At 67.8% G+C, this 17,460-nt stretch carries 16 protein-coding genes; 8 read left to right on the forward strand and 8 right to left on the reverse strand.

Going from position 1 to position 17,460, the window contains the following annotated elements:
* The first annotated feature begins 41 nt into the window (after positions 1-41).
* Together NDI86_RS10550 and NDI86_RS10555 are read left to right on the forward strand one after the other, a co-directional pair.
* Entirely contained in the window at positions 42-1,073 is a 1,032-nt protein-coding gene (locus NDI86_RS10550) for a hypothetical protein (protein WP_310900385.1), read from the forward strand.
* A 101-nt stretch (positions 1,074-1,174) separates the two neighbouring features.
* Complete coding sequence (locus tag NDI86_RS10555; protein WP_310900386.1) at positions 1,175-1,384, forward strand: hypothetical protein; 210 nt, start codon at positions 1,175-1,177, stop codon at positions 1,382-1,384.
* Positions 1,385-1,407: 23 nt separating this feature from the next.
* On the opposite strand, the gene serA is transcribed toward NDI86_RS10555, so the two are convergent.
* Both serA and NDI86_RS10565 read right to left on the reverse strand, forming a co-directional pair.
* Positions 1,408-2,994 (reverse strand): phosphoglycerate dehydrogenase, encoded by a 1,587-nt coding sequence (gene serA, locus NDI86_RS10560; RefSeq protein ID WP_310900387.1) that lies wholly within the window; start codon positions 2,992-2,994, stop codon positions 1,408-1,410.
* Positions 2,995-3,087: 93 nt separating this feature from the next.
* Positions 3,088-3,255: a DUF7556 family protein gene (locus tag NDI86_RS10565; RefSeq protein WP_310900388.1), complete on the reverse strand. Its 168-nt coding sequence runs from the start codon at positions 3,253-3,255 to the stop codon at positions 3,088-3,090.
* Between the two features lie 381 nt (positions 3,256-3,636).
* Between NDI86_RS10565 and NDI86_RS10570 the strand changes: the two genes are divergently transcribed.
* Genes NDI86_RS10570 through NDI86_RS10580 form a run of 3 tightly spaced genes read left to right on the forward strand, consistent with a single transcriptional unit; the run spans position 3,637 to position 6,834 of the window.
* Entirely contained in the window at positions 3,637-4,482 is an 846-nt protein-coding gene (locus NDI86_RS10570) for a CBS domain-containing protein (protein WP_310900389.1), read from the forward strand.
* Positions 4,479-6,251 (forward strand): glycine--tRNA ligase, encoded by a 1,773-nt coding sequence (gene glyS, locus NDI86_RS10575; RefSeq protein ID WP_310900390.1) that lies wholly within the window; start codon positions 4,479-4,481, stop codon positions 6,249-6,251. Before NDI86_RS10570 ends, glyS begins: the two co-directional genes overlap by 4 nt.
* A 1-nt stretch (position 6,252) precedes the next feature.
* Positions 6,253-6,834: a dolichol kinase gene (locus tag NDI86_RS10580; protein ID WP_310900391.1), complete on the forward strand. Its 582-nt coding sequence runs from the start codon at positions 6,253-6,255 to the stop codon at positions 6,832-6,834.
* Here the strand turns inward: NDI86_RS10580 and NDI86_RS10585 are convergent.
* Both NDI86_RS10585 and NDI86_RS10590 read right to left on the reverse strand, forming a co-directional pair.
* A complete protein-coding gene (locus NDI86_RS10585) occupies positions 6,831-7,706 on the reverse strand; it encodes a UbiA family prenyltransferase (protein WP_310900392.1) in 876 nt (291 codons plus the stop codon). The two genes, NDI86_RS10580 and NDI86_RS10585, sit on opposite strands and share 4 nt — an antisense overlap.
* A gap of 41 nt (positions 7,707-7,747) precedes the next feature.
* Positions 7,748-9,436: a histidine kinase N-terminal 7TM domain-containing protein gene (locus tag NDI86_RS10590; RefSeq protein ID WP_310900393.1), complete on the reverse strand. Its 1,689-nt coding sequence runs from the start codon at positions 9,434-9,436 to the stop codon at positions 7,748-7,750.
* Positions 9,437-9,571: 135 nt separating this feature from the next.
* Here NDI86_RS10590 and NDI86_RS10595 point away from each other — a divergent pair, with 135 nt between their 5' ends.
* Positions 9,572-12,088: a DEAD/DEAH box helicase gene (locus NDI86_RS10595; RefSeq protein ID WP_310900394.1), complete on the forward strand. Its 2,517-nt coding sequence runs from the start codon at positions 9,572-9,574 to the stop codon at positions 12,086-12,088.
* Positions 12,089-12,175: 87 nt separating this feature from the next.
* The gene (locus tag NDI86_RS10600) at positions 12,176-12,721 is read left to right on the forward strand and encodes a redoxin domain-containing protein (RefSeq protein ID WP_310900395.1); all 546 of its coding nucleotides are present in this window, start codon (positions 12,176-12,178) and stop codon (positions 12,719-12,721) included.
* On the opposite strand, the gene NDI86_RS10605 is transcribed toward NDI86_RS10600, so the two are convergent.
* On the reverse strand, positions 12,718-13,584 hold the full coding sequence (locus tag NDI86_RS10605) for an Sjogren's syndrome/scleroderma autoantigen 1 family protein (RefSeq protein ID WP_310900396.1): 867 nt from the start codon (positions 13,582-13,584) through the stop codon (positions 12,718-12,720). The genes NDI86_RS10600 and NDI86_RS10605 overlap by 4 nt on opposite strands.
* Before the next feature lie 159 nt (positions 13,585-13,743).
* Between NDI86_RS10605 and mdh the strand changes: the two genes are divergently transcribed.
* On the forward strand, positions 13,744-14,658 hold the full coding sequence (mdh, locus tag NDI86_RS10610; RefSeq protein WP_310900397.1) for a malate dehydrogenase: 915 nt from the start codon (positions 13,744-13,746) through the stop codon (positions 14,656-14,658).
* A 61-nt stretch (positions 14,659-14,719) separates the two neighbouring features.
* On the opposite strand, the gene NDI86_RS10615 is transcribed toward mdh, so the two are convergent.
* Genes NDI86_RS10615 through NDI86_RS10625 form a run of 3 tightly spaced genes read right to left on the reverse strand, consistent with a single transcriptional unit; the run spans position 14,720 to position 16,369 of the window.
* Complete coding sequence (locus tag NDI86_RS10615) at positions 14,720-15,340, reverse strand: OapC/ArvC family zinc-ribbon domain-containing protein (RefSeq protein WP_310900398.1); 621 nt, start codon at positions 15,338-15,340, stop codon at positions 14,720-14,722.
* Positions 15,340-15,723, reverse strand: a complete 384-nt coding sequence (locus NDI86_RS10620; protein ID WP_310900399.1) for a DUF2073 domain-containing protein — start codon at positions 15,721-15,723, stop codon at positions 15,340-15,342. The genes NDI86_RS10615 and NDI86_RS10620 overlap by 1 nt, the downstream gene beginning before the upstream one ends.
* 4 nt (positions 15,724-15,727) lie before the next feature.
* On the reverse strand, positions 15,728-16,369 hold the full coding sequence (locus NDI86_RS10625; protein ID WP_310900400.1) for an Era-like GTP-binding protein: 642 nt from the start codon (positions 16,367-16,369) through the stop codon (positions 15,728-15,730).
* Between the last annotated feature and the right edge of the window lie 1,091 nt (positions 16,370-17,460).

Genomic DNA, 17,460 nt, shown 5'->3' on the forward strand with positions numbered 1-17,460 from the left:
GGCGAGGCGAGCTTTATATCTCAGGATAACGACGGTCGTGTATGTCGGGAGAGACGACACGGCGGCGGTACGTGGTCGCGCTGGGCACTGTCGGGACGGTCGGACTCGCGGGCTGTGCCGAGAGCGAGTCGGACGGGACCGAGACGGACGAGGCGGAGACCGACACGGCGGCCGGCGGAACGCCGACAGTGACCGACAGCGGGTCGGCGGGCGCGAGCGCCGCCGCGACGGCCGAGGCGACGCTGGGACAGTATCTGGAAGCGTATCTCAGTGGGGACGCGGAGACGACCGAGTCGCTGGCCCACCCCGAATCACCGCGGGGGGCGGAGCCCAACCCGGCGGAGTGGACTGTCACCGAGATAGCGGCCACAACCCTGTCGTCGGTGGCCGAGGACGCGTCCACCGAACCGACCGACGCCGACATCCAGGCCGCACGCGAGGCCATCGAGGCGGTGGTAGCGGACATCGGTGCCGAGGCGTACGCCGTTGTCGGCTTCACCATCCAGATACCGGAGTCCGACGCCGCGAGTGGCTCCGCGTTGCTGGTCCGTGACGACGGGGAGTGGTACTTCTACGAGTTCGACCTGCGGAACTATCTCGACGAGGCCAGCGAGTCCGAGACGGCGGCGGGGGACCGGGTGACAAACCGACTCCAGGTCGTCAGCGCCGTCGGGACCGACATCAGCGACGGAACGATAGGCAGTGTGGAACTCGTCGTGAAGCGGGCCCCGGGTGCGGACGACATAGACCTGTCGAGGACGCTGATTCAGTTCGTCCACTCCAGCGGGTCCACGGACCTGACGTTCGGCGCGGCCGAGTCGGCGTTCCGGTTCGGCGTCCAGTCGATTCAGGACGCCGGTGAGACGTCACTGCAGGGCGAGGCACCGACGCTTGACGACCCGGCCGACCGGGCGAAACTCGTCGTCGACACGAGCGCGGGCGCGGTCACCGACGGCGCCCTGACCGAGGGCGATACGGCGTCGTTGCAAATCATCACCCAGTCCGGCGGCACGACGGAGGCTCGCCTCGTCGTCCCCGAGACGCTGTCGGATGCCGACGCCGTCAGTCTCTGACCGCACCGGCCTTTCCAGTTCAAGCCGCTGACGACCGCAAGACGGGCGTACGACGACCGTCCGATGGGTGCTTTTGTCACTCGAATCTAATCTGATATCCGATGACAACCCATCCGGAGCACGTGGCGACGCCCCGGTCACCGACCCACCCCGACCCCCGACGCCGAGGGGCCGGAGCGACGACGGTTCAGGAGCTACAGGTGGCGATACTGGAGCAGCGAATCGCCACGCTCGAACAGCAACTCGAAGCCGAGCGCGAGCGCCGGCAGGCCGTCGTCGACCGCTACGAGCGGGTGCTGGCCGACCGATGAACTAGAACGGGTTCCTGGGGCCGTTATTCGCCGCCTAACGCGACGTAGGTCGTCTCGATGATGCGGTCGTCGTCGTCGAGACGCCCGATGAGGTCGGCGCTTGGCTTCTCGTCTAAGTTGTAGATGGACAGCGCCTCCCCGCCGACCACTTCGCGGCCGTTGAACATCCCCGCGATGTTGATGTTGTCGTCGCCCAGCGCCGTGCCGATGAAGCCGATGGTGCCGGGTTCGTCCTTGTTGCGGACGACGAGCATGTGGCCGTGGGGGACCGCCTCGATGCGGTGGCTGTCGATGCGGACGATGCGGGACTCCTCGCCGCCGAACTGGGTCCCACAGACCGAGACGGAGTCGGTGCCGTCGGAGACGGTGACGGTGATGAGGCTCTGGTAGTCCTCGGCCGTAGACGTTTTCGACTCGGTGACGTCGATGCCACGCTCCTCGGCTATCTGGGGGGCGTTGACGGCGTTGACCTGGATATCCGAGGGGGCGAAGACGCCCTCCAGGGCGCTCGCGGTGACGTACTCGACGTCCTCCCCGGCGATGTCGCCGGCGTAGGTCACTTCGACGGAGCTCATGTGGCCGTCGAACAGCTGGACGGCGATGCGACCGGCCGTCGAGGCCAGTTCGAGGTAGGGCTCGACCTGTTCGAAGGTCGCGCGGTCGAGCGAGGGGGCGTTCAGGGCGTTGGCGACGGGCTGGCCGTTGGCCGCGGCGATAATCTGGTCGGCCGTGGAGGTGGCGACGTTCTCCTGGGCGGCCTCCGTCGACGCCCCGAGGTGGGGCGTGACGATGATGTCGTCCACGTCGAGCAGCGGCGAGTCCTCGGGCAGGGGCTCCTCGCCGAAGACGTCCAGCGCGGCGCCGTTGAGGACGCCGTCCTCGACGGCCTCGGCCAGCGCGGGCTCGTCGATGATGCCGCCGCGGGCGCAGTTGACGACGTAGCCGCCTTCGAGCTGGGCCAGCTCCTCTTCACCGATCATGTTCTCCGTCTCGGGGGTCAGGGGCGTGTGGATGGTGACGAAGTCGGCGGCGTCGAGACACTCCTCGAGCGTGTCGGCGAGGTCCGCGCCGAACTGCTTTGCGCGCTCCTCGCTGATGTAGGGGTCGAAGGTGACGATGTCCATCCCCAGGTTGCCGAGTCGCTTGGCGACCTGCTGGCCGACGCGGCCGAAGCCGACGACGCCCAGCGTCTTGTTGTTGACCTCGGTGCCGAGGAACTCGCCTTTGGCCCACTCGCCGTCCTTGAGGCGGTCGTGGGCCTGCGGGATGGAGCGGGCGGTGGCGAAGGCCATCGCGACGCTGTGTTCCGCGGCGGCGCGGACGTTGCCGTCCGGGGCGTTGGCGACGATGACGCCGTGTTCCGTGGCGGCGTCGATGTCGATGTTGTCGACGCCGATGCCGGCGCGGCCGACGATGATGAGGTCGGGCGCCGCCGAGAACACCTCGTCGGTGACCTCGGTGCCCGAGCGGACGATGAGCGCGTTGGCGTCAGACACCGCATCGAGCAGTGCCGCACCTTCGACGTCGTAGGCTGTGACAACCTCGTGGCCCGCCTCGCGCAACCTGTCGAGGCCGGGGTCGGCGATGGGGTCCGTGACGAGTACCTTCATACCGGACCGAACTTACCGGGACGGCATAACGCTTGTTTTCTGCAATCGGCGGTACCACCGGTGTCGGCGGGGAAACGACAGAAGACGGGCGAGCTATCGCCACTCGGGGAGCGACGCGGCGTCTACGAGCGGGAGTGTCATGTACGCGTCGTCGGTCGAGACATCCGCGATGATGAAGGTGTCCGTAGGGCCTTCTTCGACGGACGCCATGACCTCGGCGTCCGCAGCAACCGTCGCTTTGGCAACCGTATCCGGCTCCATGCATGAGAATATGTAACACCCATATATAAAAACTGCGGAATCCGTGTGTAATATATCGTTATTATCAGGGTCTTGAATCGTAGCGGGAGAAAATCAGTCGCTGAAATGGGAAGCGACCTCGATTGTACCGGCCCGTTATCGGGCCTCAGCGTCCGATGTTCCGTTCTTAGTAGTGGTATCTGGAGTCTGCTGTCGGCGTCCCCTCGGTCGGCCCGACAGGTCACGCGGTCGTCCAGAGCGAGCGGCAAGAAGCGGGCGGCGGGGCCGTGTCGCTGCCACCGGGCGTCCGAGTGTACGCCGTCGGCGTCTGGGGGACGGTGGGTCGGTGACACGCGGCCGATGTTAACTACTTAGTAGGTGCGGGGCGGACCTTGTGCCAGTATGAACGTCGCAGACGCTATGACGCCACGCTCGGCGGTCGTCACGGTCGAAATTCCGGGCACCCGTGACGACGTGCTGGAGTACCTCCAGGAGCGGGCTTTCTCCTCGGTTCCCGTCATCAAGGAGACCGACGACGGCGAACAGTTCCGCGGACTCGTCTCTCGGGACGCGCTCATCGACCAGCCCGACGAGGACCAGCTCGCGCTGCTGGTCGAGGAGGTCCCGACCATCACCGGCGACGCCACCATCGAAGCGGCGGCCGAACTGATGGTCGCCGAAGGGGAGCGGCGAATCCCGGTCGTCGACGGGCGACTGGAGGGTATCATCACGGTGACGGACGTCGTCCACGCCATCGCCAACGGGGACGCCGACGGCGACAGCGAGGTCGGTGACCTGGCCCGCAGCGACATCAACTGCCTCTACGTCGGGACGCCCCTGACGGTCGCCGAGCGGGAGCTCTCCCACGCGGAGGTGCCCTACGGCGTCGTGCTGGACGACGACGGCGACATGACGGGGATGCTCACCGTGGTCGACATCATCGAGGTCGCCCGCGTCGTCGAGGGCGAGGACGACACCGGCGAGTCCATCGCCAACGAGGACGACGACTGGGCCTGGGAGGGTATCAAGGCCGTCGGCGGGCGCTACATGCCCACGCGCAACGTCGAGATTCCGGCCGAGCCGGTCAGCGAGTTCATGACGAGCGACGTCGTCACCGTCAGCAAGCGCCGCACGGCGACGGAGGCCGCCCAGCTGATGATAGAGCACGACATCGAGCAGATTCCGCTCGTTTCGGGCGACGAGCTGGCCGGTATCGTGCGTGACGTCGACCTCCTGGAGGGGCTATGAACGAGGGCGAGCGCCTGACCGAACTGGCCAAACGTCGGGGCTTTTACTTCCCCGCGGCGGGCGCCTACGGCGGCGCCGCCGGCTTCTGGACCTACGGCCCGCAGGGCGCGGCCCTGAAGGACAACATCGAGGACGCCTGGCGGGACCGCTTCGTCGTCCAGGCCGGTCACCAGGAGATATCCGCGCCGGACGTGATGCCCGAGCCAGTCTTCGAGGCGTCGGGCCATCTGGACGGCTTCGACGACATGATAATCGAGTGCGCCGAGTGTGGCGCGACCCACCGCGCCGACCACCTCGTCGAGGACAACACCGATATCGAGGAGGCCGAATCGCTGCCGAACGAGGAGGTGATGGACATCATCGCCGAACACGACATCGAGTGTCCGTCCTGTTCGGCCTCGCTGGCCGACGAACCCGTCGACAACTTCAACCTGATGTTCGAGACGAACATCGGCCCCGGCACCTCCTCGCCGGGCTACCTGCGCCCCGAGACCGCACAGGGCATCTTCGTCGAGTTCCCACAGCTCGCCGAGTACGCCCGCAACCAGTTGCCCTTCGGCGTCGCCCAGATAGGCAAGGCGTACCGCAACGAAATCTCGCCGCGGAAATCCCTCGTGCGCGTGCGCGAGTTCACACAGGCCGAACTCGAACACTTCGTCGACCCCGAGGAAGACGAACCGCCCCTGGAGCGGGTCGCCGACGTGACGCTGCCACTCTACTCGGGCGAGTCCCAGCAGGCCGACGACGGCGGTGTCGAACACCTGACCGTCGGCGAGGCCGTCGAGACCGGCGTCGTCACCAGCGACTGGGTCGCCTACTACCTGGGTATCGCCAGGGACTGGTACGAGCGCATCGGCGTCGACATGGACCGGTTCCGCTTCCGACAGCACCTCCCCGGCGAACTCGCCCACTACGCCTCCGACTGCTGGGACGCCGAGGCCGAGATAGACGGCGACTGGATAGAGATAACCGGCTTCGCCTACCGGGGCGACTACGACCTCAAGAAACACGCCGAACACTCGGGCCAGGACTACACGGTCTTCAAGCAGTACGACGAGCCCGTCACCGTCGAACGCCCCACTGTCGACCCCGAGATGAGCTATCTCGGGCCGGAGTTCGGCGGCGACGCACAGGCCGTGGCCGAGGCGCTCGAACGGCTGGCCGAGACGGACCCCGACGCCTTCGAGAGCGACGAAGTCAGTGTGGAGGTCGACGGTGAGACCGCCACCGTTCCAGTCGAAAAGACAGGGTTCAGCGTCGAGGAGATAACCGAGAACGGCGAGCACGTCACGCCCCACGTCGTCGAGCCCTCCTTCGGCGTCGGCCGGCTCATCTACACCGTGCTCGCACACGCCTACCGCGAGGACGAGGTCGACGGCGAGGCCCGGACGTACCTCGCGCTCCCGCCCGAGCAGGCCCCGACGACGGTGGGCGTCTTCCCGCTGATGGACCGCGACGGCCTGGGCGAGTACGCCCGCGAACTGGCCGCGGCGCTCCGGCAGGCGGGCCACGCGGTCACCTACGACGACTCGGGCGCCATCGGGCGCCGGTACCGCCGACAGGACGAAATCGGTACGCCCTACTGCGTGACTGTGGACTACGAATCGTTGGGTGAGCCGGAGGGCGACGCCGACCCGGCGGACCTGCAGGCGGACACCGTGACGCTGCGCGAGCGCGACTCGACGGCACAGAAGCGGGTGCCCATCGACGGGCTGGCCGAGACGCTCGGACGACTCGTCGACGGCGAGGTCGCGTTCGACGACCTGTAGCATGACCGACGAGGTCGCCAGACGGCTGGTCCACGTCACGGGCGCAGCGGTGCCACTTTCCTATCTGCTCGGTGGCGACCTCGTGACCTGGGGGCTCGTGCAGGCGTTTCTCGCCGTCGCGCTGGTCGTCGTCGTCGTCCTGGAGTTCCTGCGGCTCTCCGTGGGACTGGACTGGGCCATCTACGACCGGCTCACCCGCGAGTACGAGCAGGACAACCCCGCCGGGTACGCGCTGTACATCGTCGGGATGGCCGTGGTGGCCGGCGCCGTCAGCGTCGGGCTGCCGATTCCGGTCGCGCTCGCGGCGATGCTGATGCTCGCCATCGGAGACCCTATCAGCGGGCTGCTCGGCTCGGCGGAGGCCAGCAGCGTCAAACAGGTGTGGGTGCTGCTAGCGATGTTCGGGGTGTGTACGCTGCTGGCGGCGCCGTTCGTCCCGACGGCGGCGGCGGTGCTTGGCGGGGTCGCCGCCACCTTCGCCGACGGCGTGAAACCCACCGTTGCCGGCTACGTCGTCGACGACAACCTCTCGATTCCGGTGCTGGGCGCGGTCGCGATGTGGGTCGGCCTCGTCGCCGCCTAGACGACCAGCGCCGCCAGCCCGAGCAGGAGGTACTCGCCGTCCTTTGCCAGACAGAACGCCTTCATCCGGCCGGTCTCACCCAGGAACCACGTCAGCCCGAGCGAGTACCCCAGGACGGGCAGGGCAGAGAGCGCGACCAGCGCGACGGACGGAACGGTCATCAGCGCGACGACCAGCGCCAGCGAGCAGCCCTCGAACAGCGCCAGCAGCTGTCTGGTCCGGGGGACGCCCAGCACCACCGGGATAGTGTCGACGCCGGTGGCGGCGTCGCCGGTGACGTCCCGCACGTTGAACACCTCGACGGAGATGAACGTGCGCAGGTAGACGAACAGGCAGACAGCGACGGCGACCGGGCCGACCGGTGCCCCGGCGACGGCCAGGGGGACGCCGGTGACGGTCACGGCCCACGCGAGCGCGACGAGCGTCGTGTTGGCGCCGAGGACGTCCTTCAGCCGCCGGCCGCCGGGCGTGACGGGGAGGCTGTACAGCAGCGAGGCCGCGAGCGGGACGCAGGCGACGGCGGCCGCGACCGTACCCCCGCCCCACCACGCGAGGGCGGCGCCGAGCGCGAACGTGCCGACGGCGAGGGCGGCGACGACCACCGGGTGGTCGGCGACGAACGACGAGTGCTCGGGGTTGTTGATGGCGTCCTCTTCGAGGTCAGCGAGGTCGTTGGCGGTGTAGACGGCAAAGGAGACCAGACCGACGACGACCGCCGGTAGCGCCGTCTCGACGCCCAGCAGCGCCATCGCGAAGGTGGTCTTGGCCGCCGCGACGACCCCCTGTACCAGACTAAACTCCTGTGTCCACCGGACGAGCGCCGCGAGTTGGTCCCAGTCCTGGCCGGTACGGTAGTCCCTGTGCGTTTCCATGACAGGTCCGGCTACGCGTCCCAGTACCGTGATACCCGGGCCTATGCGTTGGGGTCGGTCTCGAACGACGAGCGAGCCCGGTCGAGGGCGAACGCGACCACGCTGCCGCCCGCGTCGGAGCGCTCGAAGGAGAGTTCGTGGCCCGCCTGCTCGACGAAGCAGTAGACGAGCCAGAGCCCGACGCCGGCGCTGTGCCGGAGCGGGGTCTCACCGTCTTCGAGGATGCGGCGTTCGGTCTCCGGGATACCGGCGCCGTCGTCGGCGACGGAGACGTGGACCAGCGTCCCGCTGACGGTGACGGTGACGCTGACCGACGGCGAGGGGTCGGGGTTGTGCTCGATGCCGTTCTCGACGAGGTTCGAGAGCGCCGCCTGGAACCCCGTCGGGCACTGGGCGAAGACGCCGTCGGGACAGTCGGTCGTCACCGAGGCCTCGGGATAGCGGTCGGCGTATCTGTCCGCGACGGCCGCGACTGTTCGGGAGACGTCGGTCGGCCGGGCGGGTCGCCCGCCGGTGACGATGTCCTGGATGGTCCGGAGCTTCCCGCTCGTCTCGATGATGGAGGTCGCGCTGGCGTCGATGGCGTCGAGGTGGGGCTGGTCCCGGTCGTCGGCGCGTCTGTCCAGCAGTTCGACGTGGCCCATGATGGTGTTGATGCGGTTGGCCATGTTGTGCCGGAGGACCCGCGAGACGAGTTGCAGGTGGCGCTCGCGTCGCTGTTGCTCGGTGACGTCCGAGAGGACCATCGTCCAGCCCAGGTGGTGTGGGCCGTCGGTTATCGGCGAGAGCTGCACGGAGAGATAGGTCGTCTCCTCGCCGTCGGCGGCCGCGATGGTCGTCTGCGTACTGGTGTCGAAGAGATCGGCGACGTCGTCGACGACGGTGTCGACGTGGGCGCCGCGGTGGCTCGACAGCGCCGGGAGCAGGGCCGCGGCCGTCGGATTGTAGTCCCGGACGCGCCGCTTCGAGTCGAGGATGACCATCCCCTCGCTGCTCTGTTCGACCGCGGTGTCGCGGGCCACGGGGATGATGTCGAACAGGTCCAGTTGCATCGAGACGGTGGTCGCGGCGCCGAAGACGGCCAGCCCGACGGGAGTGTAGTCGAGCCCCGGTATCGGCGCCCGGTCGAACACCGAGACGAGGTTGACGAGCAGCGGGACAGACGCCCCGGTGGTGACGAGCATCATCGGCGTGGTGTTGTAGCGGCTCCGCAGGTGGAGGTTCACCAGCGCGTAGACGCCCGCCGCGAAGTGACAGTACGCCAGCCCGACGTAGAAGAAGTACAGCGGGCCGAGCCCCTCGTGGACGTAGTGGGAGAAGACGGCCGTCGAGAGCGTGATGCGCTCCCAGAACAGCCCGTGGACCGGGTTCGTCAGCAGTCCGATAGAAAGCGCCAGCAGCGAGACGACGACGTAGGCGGTAAAGGCCTGCTGGCGGTGCCAGCGCCGCCCCGTGTACTGGGAGGCAAACACCAGGAAGAGGAACGCGAAGACGACGCCCATCGGCAGTTCCAGCGCGACCAGAAACCGCTCGACGAACGGGGGCAGTGTCAGCTTCGCGACGGCGCTGAACGACCACACCGCCATCAACACGAGCAGGGAGAGAAACGAGCGGATACCACGGTTGGGCAGCTGAGAGGCCCGGAGATACAGCGCTAGTCCGGCGAGGGCGAGCCCCGAGACGAAGAAGAACGCGACGAGCGCGGCCTCGACCGGGGTTACCGAAACCATGCGAAGTACTAGTCGCATGCGGGCAAAACTCTTTCCGACCGGGCGAATGGCCGACGAGTATCCGTCGACATCGGCGGTTTTACTTCCACCGCGCTACCTGAACCCTTAACCCCGGCCGGAGTCAACGCCACGCCAATGGCGACCACCGCCGACGGCGAGTTCCTCGACCACCCGCTGGTCACCGACGGGTTCCTGGAGAACCGTCGGTATCAGGTCGAACTCGCCGACACCGCGAGCGGGGACCACGCGCTCGTCTGTCTCCCGACCGGGCTGGGCAAGACGACCGTCTCCCTGCTGGTGACCGCCCGGCGCCTGCACGAGGTGGGCGGGAAATCGCTGCTGCTCGCGCCGACCAAGCCCCTGGTCCAGCAACACGCGGAGTTCTACCGCGAGGCCCTGCGGATTCCCGACGACGAAATCGTCGTCTTCACCGGCGAAGTGCGGCCCGACGACCGCGCCGAACTGTTCGAGGACGCGACGATAGTCATCGCGACCCCGCAGGTCGTCGAGAACGACCTCGTGGGCAACCGCATCGACCTGTCGCGGGTCACCCACTGCACCTTCGACGAGTGCCACCGCGCGACCGGCGACTACGCCTACAACTACATCGCGGACCGCTACCACGCCGACGCCGCCGACCCGCTGGTGACGGCGATGAGCGCCTCCCCCGGCGACGACGAGGAGGCCATCCTGGGAGTGTGTGAGAACCTCGGGCTCTCCGAGGTGGCGGTCATGACCGAGGACGACGCCGACGTGGCCGAGTACACCCACGACACGGACGTCGACTGGAAGCGCATCGACCTCCCGGAGGTGGTCATCGAAATCCGGGACGCCATCAACGAGGTCGTCTCCGACCGGCTGGCGCAGTTGAAAGAGCTCGGCGTGACGAACAAGACCTCGCCGGACCTCTCCGAGCGCGAGATTCAGGGGATGCAAGCCGAACTGCGCAAGCTGATGAACAACGACCAGAGCGAGGGCTACCAGGGGATGAGCCTGCTCGCCGAGATTCGCAAGCTCCGCACGGCGGTGACCTACGTCGAGACCCAGAGCGTCGAGTCCCTGCGGCGGTACTTCGAGCGCCTGAAGGAGGCCGCCCGCTCCTCCGGTGCCTCGAAGGCCGACCAGCGACTGGTCAGCGAGCCCAAGATACGCGAGGCGATGCGGAAAGCCGACACGTACGACGATTTGCACCCGAAGTTCCGGCGCACCCGGATGTTGCTGGCCGAGACGCTCGGCATCGACGGCGGCGAGCGCGTCATCGTCTTCACCGAGTCCCGTGACACGGCCGAGACCCTCGTCGACTTCCTCTCGAACCACTTTACGACCCAGAAGTTCGTCGGCCAGTCAGACACCGACGGCAGCGAGGGGATGACACAGACCGAACAGCAGGAGACCCTGGAACGGTTCCGCGGCGGCGAGTTCGAGGTGCTGGTGTCGACGTCGGTCGCCGAGGAGGGGCTGGACGTCCCCGAGGTCGACCTCGTCCTCTTTTACGAGCCGGTGCCAACGGCGATTCGGGCCATCCAGCGCAAGGGCCGGACCGGCCGCCAGGCCGAGGGGCGCGTCGTCGTCCTGCTCGCGAACGACACCCGCGACGAGGCCTACTTCTGGAAGGCCCGCAACGACCAGAAGCGGATGCAAAACGAGCTGAACTCGCTCAAGAGCGTGGCTGGCGAACTCTCCGCGGAACTGGACCAGACCGGGCTGGACGACTACGAGGGCGCGGAGAGCGGCGAGAGTGACGGCGAGGGGGCGACGACGGGCGCCGGCGAACCCGAAGCCCCAGCCACCAACGGCGGTGTCAGCGACGGCGGCCAGGCCGGGCTCGACGCCTTCGCCGGGCAGGACATGGCGAGCGAGACCGACCAGCAGGCGGCCTCGGAGACGGCGAGCGGTGGCGCCGCGGGCCCGGCGGCCGACGAGGGCGATTCGGAGGGGAGCGACGACCCGACCGACGGCGAGACAGACGACGCCGTCGTCGCGAAGGCCGGCGGCGACGAGGCCGTCGAAATCGTCGCGGACCAGCGCGAACTCGATTCGACCATCGCCCGTGACCTCTCGACGCGGGCGGGCGTCGAGACCCGCCTGGAGACGCTCGCCGTGGGCGACTACGTCCTCTCGGACCGCGTCGTCGTCGAGCGCAAGACCGTCTCGGACTTCCTCGATACGCTGACCGGCGGGGACCGGTCGATGTTCGAGCAGGTCGGCGACGCCGCCCGCAACTACGCGCGGCCGGTAGTCGTCGTCGAGGGCGGCGACCTCTACGGCGAGCGCAACGTCCACGCCAAATCCATCAACGGCGCGCTGGCCTCGTTGGCGGTCGATTTCGGCGCGAGCGTCCTCCGGACCGACGACGAGGGCGAGACGGCCGACCTGCTGGAGACCATCGCCACCCGCGAACAGGACGACGGCGACCGCGAGGTCAGCGTCCACGGGGAGAAACAGTCCAAGACGGTCGCCGAGCAACAGGAGTACGTCGTCGCCTCCGTCGCGGAGGTCGGGCCGGTGACCGCCCGCAGCCTGCTCGACCACTTTGGCAGCGTCGAGGCCGTGATGACCGCCACCCACGACGAGTTGCGTGAGGTCGACGGCATCGGCGACGTGACCGCCGACCGAATCCGGGCGGTCGTCGGGAGCGCGTACGAACCCTGAAATCTCAGGACAGCGACTGGAAACGCCGGTAAACCGGGGGGAAGTTTCATCTGTGAGTGTGCCACAGTCCCGCCCAGGGGTCGACACGTGACCGGACACGAGCGTCAGCGACTCGACTTCGAGCTCCCGAACGTGGGTCAGGGGAGCGAGACGGTACAGGCCGCCGACATCGTCGCCGACGGCGAGTCCCTGCTCGCGGTGTTGCTGGGCAGTCACTACTGCTCGCGGTCCAGGGAACTGGTCCGGCGGCTGTGTGCGCGCCACGAGGCGTTCCGGCGGCGGGAGACGACAGTCGTGCCGGTGTTGCCGGACATCCGCGAGCGAGCGAGGGTCTGGGACCGGCAGTACGGGCTGCCGTTCCCGATGCTCGCCGACCCGGCCGAGGACTACGGCGACGCCGACAGCGGCGCGGTCTGTGGGCGCGGCGCGTTCGGGGCCTTCGAACCGCTCGAAGCGTCGCTGTCTTCGCTACCGGCGGTCGCGCTCTGTCGGTCCGACGAGGCCGAACTCGCCGTCGTCGCGACCGAGACCGAAGCGGCGCTCGACGTGCCCGTCGTCGAGTCGCTGCTGGGCTTTCTCGACTGTCACGCCACCGACGCCGCGCCGACCGGCGACGCGCCGGTCGACGGCTAGAACCGGACGGCGTCGAGCGCCTCGGCCGCCTCGCGGGCCGCCTTGAGGTGTTCGCGAGCCGTGCGCGGGTCGTCGGTGTCGGCGGCCCGCTGTGCGAACCGGTTGACCGTCTCGGCCAGCAGGGACTCGGCCGCGGACAGCTCCGCCGTCACCGGGTCGCCGGTTCCGCGGCCACTCGTCGGGGCCGGCGCTGGCGCGCGGTCGGTCGTCGGGTCCGTCGCCGTGTCGCCCGAGTGCGCGTCGGCTTCCCGCCCCCCGGCGTCGCCCGAGTGCGCGTCGGCCTCCCGCACTCCGGCGTCGCCCGAGTGCGCGTCGGCTTCCCGCACGCCGGCGTCGCCCGAGTGCGCGTCGGCTTCCCGCACGCCGGCGTCGCCCGAGTGCGCATCGGCTTCCCGCACGCCGGCGTCGCCCGACGCCCGTGTCCGGTCGGGGTCGGCCGAGGGGATGTCCGCCGTGGCCGCGCTCGCCGACTGGTCGCTGGTGGGCTGCTGACCGGCGGTCGGCTGCTGGTCGTCCGCCGCGGCCGCGCTCGCGTCCGCAGCGTGTTCGGTGCCCCCCTCGTCGGCGCCGTCCTGCCCGTCGCCGAACTGGACTTTCGCCTCGTCGCTCGGGTCGGCCACCTCGATGTGGTCCTCGCCCTCCGAGGGGTCGTCGCGGGCGACCGGCTTCTGGCAGGTGGGACAGAACTCCTGGCCGTCGTATCGGAAGATAGGGTCGCCACAGTCCGTGCAGTGGGCGTTGGTCATCGTCGCGCCTTTCAACAGCAGTTCGCTCATCTGTTCGGTCGCTTTGCGCTTTTCCTCCTCCTCGCCGTACTTCTCGCGGAGCTTCTCGCGCTCGGCTTCCTTGTCGAAGTCGCTCATGTACGTGGACAGACGGGGCGGCGGATTAGGCGTTACGGGCCAGCGGGCAAGCGCGGGGGCGGTCCCGGCCGAGCGCGCCCCCGACTGGTACGTCGGGGGAGAGTCACCACGCGAGAAAAAGAAGCGTTTACCTCCCCGCGGTGACGATTCGTACCCGTCATGACAAAGGTAAGCATTGTCGGTGCGGCCGGAACCGTCGGGGCCGCCGCAGGCTACAGCATCGCCCTTCGGGACATCGCCGACGAACTCGTCTTCGTCGACATCCCCGACAAGGAAGAAGACACCATCGGACAGGCCGCGGACACGAACCACGGCGTCGCCTACGACTCCAACACGAGGGTCCGACAGGGCGACTACGCCGACACCGCCGGCTCCGACGTCGTCGTCATCACCGCAGGCATCCCCCGCCAGCCGGGCCAGACCCGCATCGACCTCGCGGGCGACAACGCTCCCATCATGGCGGACATCCAGTCGTCGCTGGACGAGCACAACGACGACTACGTCTCCCTGACGACGTCGAACCCCGTCGACCTGCTCAACCGCCACCTCTACGAGGCGGGGTCCCGTCCGCGCGAGCAGGTCATCGGCTTTGGCGGCCGGCTTGACTCCGCGCGCTTTCGGTACGTGCTGGCCGAGCGCTTCGACGCGCCGACGACCAACGTCGAGGCGACGATTCTGGGCGAACACGGCGACGCGCAGGTCCCCGTGTTCTCGAAGGTCCGCGTCGACGGCCGCGACCCCACCTTCACCGCCGACGAGCGCGAGGAGATTCTGGGCGACCTCCAGGAATCCGCGATGGACGTCATCGAGCGCAAGGGCGCGACCCAGTGGGGACCGGCCCGCGGCGTCGCCCACATGGTCGAGGCCATCCTCCGGGACACCGGCGCCGTCTTCCCCGCGTCGGTGAAGCTACAGGGCGAGTTCGGCCACGAGGACACCGCCTTCGGCGTCCCGGTCCGCCTTGGCTCGAACGGGGTCGAGGAGATAGTCGAGTGGGAACTGGACGACTACGAGCAGGAGCTGATGGCCGAGGCCGCCGAGAAGTTAGAAGAGCAGTACGAGAAGATAGCCTGAGAGATCCCCCCGTTTTCGGGTGGAGCCGGTCACAGACCGGAACACAGCAGTCGCGGTCGAGCTACTCTTTGATGGGCTCGGGCACCTGGATGGAGTAGCGGCCGTCCTCCTGCAGGGCGACGATGTACTCCTCGCGGTCGTACAGCTCCATCAGGTTCAGCTCGTACTGGCCCGGAGCGACGACCTTGACCGACTCGAACTGGTTGTTCAGCTCCTCGCGCAGTTCCTTGAGGTCCGGCCGGTCGCGGTCCTCGTCGGCGTCACCGGCGACCGCGTCGCCCGCGACAGACTCGGCCTGGCGGCCGCTCTCGGCGTCGTGGTCCGGGAGTTCGTCCGGCGAGACGACCTCGCCGCGGGCGCTCGCCTGCGCGGCGTCCTCGGTGTCGGTGGGGCCCGCGCTGATGGGGTCGGACGAGTCGGCCGGTTCGGCGCCGACCGATGGCTCGTCGCTCCCGACGATGTCTCGGACCGTCGCGGCCGTCTTGCCGACCGTCTTCGCGACGGTGCTGTTTCCGCCCGGCGGTTCGGGCGGCTCCGGTGGTTCCGCGTCCGTGGGGGCCGAGTCGTCGGCCCCCTCCGGCCGGAACTGGAACTTGTTGCCGCCGCAGTTCGGACAGCCCGACAGCATCTCCTGGGAGCCGTCCTCGAACCCGCGGCCGCAGTTCGTACACTGGTGTGGCATTATTTCCGTGAGACGAGCGCGCTGATGAGGTTCTTGTCCTTGTGGAGCGTCTCTATCTGGTTGGCCGGGCCGATGACGGTGAGCTTCTTCGTCGACTCCTTGCCCATGATTCGGTCGAGCAAGCTCGCGTCGGCGGCCTCGGACTTGGGGTAGGTCTCGATTTCGATGCCGTTGAACTCGTCGGGGCTTATCTCGGTCATCGTGACCTCGATGAGCTTCGACTCCTCGTCCGGCGAGAGACCCTCTTCGAGGATGACGATGTTGCCGTCGCGGACGCCGTCGAGGATGAGTCGCACCTTCTCCATGGACGCGAGCCCGTCCATGCGCTCCCCGCTGATGAGGTCTATCTGCACGCCGTCGGCTGGGTCTTTCACTTCTGCCATTGTATCACCCGAAGTACTCCGCTATCTTGTCGTAGACCTCGTCCATGTTGTCCCCCTCGAGGGCGGACAGCGGGATGGTCTCGTGCTGTGGGTAGGCGTTGCGGATGCGCTGGACCGACGAGTCCTCCAGGTCTATCTTGTTCGCCAGAATCAGGACCGGGAGGTCCTGGCTCTCGATGATACCGATGAGCATCGTGTTGACCTGGGTAAAGGGGTCCGTCGCGGAGTCGAGCACGTAGATGACGCCGTCGACGTCCTCGCGGAGCCAGTGCATCGCCTCTGCGACCCCCTCCGTCGCCTCGCGGGAGCGACGCACCGCGTCGTCTTTCTCCATGTCGTGTTCGAGGAACTCGGTGTAGTCGACTTTCGTCGTCACGCCCGGCGTGTCGACGATGTCGATGGTCACCTTCTTGCCGTCGCGCTCGATTTCGACGTTCTCCTTCCGGCGAGCGCGTCGGGTCTCGTGGGGCACGTGGCTCTCCGGGCCGACGGCGTCGCCGGTCCAGTCGCGTGCGATGCGGTTCGCGAGCGTCGTCTTGCCCGCGTTGGGCGGGCCGTAGATGCCGATACGCTTCGGGTCTTCCTCCGAGAACAGCGACGCCGCCGCCCTCGAAATGCTGTCTTTGAGATTTGTGAGCAGTCCCATCCTATCCTCCCGCCGCCCGGACGTGCCGGTATGGCGGCTTCTACCACCAACAGATGCGGGAATTCACTTAAGACTACGTCAGACAAACAAAACGTTTTTGACACGATTGTTGCTGGGTGTCGGCGGACCGGTCGAACGGGCAGCGGGGCGTCGCTCCAGGCGAAACGGAGGGTGAATTGGTACGTAAACGAAGCCGCAGCCGCGCTACAGCGCGTCGAGGACAGTCCGGTACAGCGCGACGATGACGAACGAGCCGGCGAGCAACGGACACAGACACCGAGAACGAGACACTCGACGACATCGTAATCGAACGGGACCGACGAGTCAGCGGGGACCACCGCGAGTCAGTTGTCAGCGAGCCGGTCCCGGGAGCCAGCTCGGACGGCGAGCAGTTCGAACGGAAGAGTCAGTCGAGCGGGGGACGGTCGGACTGGAAACGACGGTCGGACTGGAAACAGTCCCCGCGGGCGCGAGGATAGCGCGAGAGGTGTCGAGTGGCCTACAGGAGGATGTCGCTGGCGGAGATGGGGAAGCCCCCCACCCCTTCGTTTCAGGTGGAACGGGAGGCGGGACGGGGAGGGACCCCGGTGAGAGGGGTCGTCGAGGGGGCTGGAGGTCGGGGCGGACGCGAGCCGAACTAGGGATTCCACAGCGGAGAATCCCTCTAGAGACTATCTAGGACTGCAGAAGAGAGCTGAGATTTCCTTTTTCTCTAGTGCGGATTTGGTTGTATAGATAGTAGTATAAATCTTTCCTAGTCTAGACGGACACTTCAGTTTCCGCTGACCCCCACCCACCCTTCTTGGCCGTTCCACCTGAAACGAAGGGGTGGGGGGGGTCTAGTCGATATCGTGGTACACTATCGCATACTCTCGCTGGGAGTACCGCTATCGACCCGTACCGACACTCCCGGCTCGGCCCCAGTTGCTCGCCGCCCGCTCCGACCCGCCCCGACTTCCCGTGCAACCCGCCACCTGGCTACATCGAACCGAAACACACCGGTCCCGTGACGGCCTCCGTTCCGGCCGCTCGGTGCCGGTACACCCACTTCTCCCGTCGAACGACCCTCGCTTCCCGTCCAGCGCTGACGC

It is taken from the genome of Haloarcula onubensis, from assembly GCF_031624605.1.
Lineage (GTDB): Archaea > Halobacteriota > Halobacteria > Halobacteriales > Haloarculaceae > Haloarcula > Haloarcula onubensis.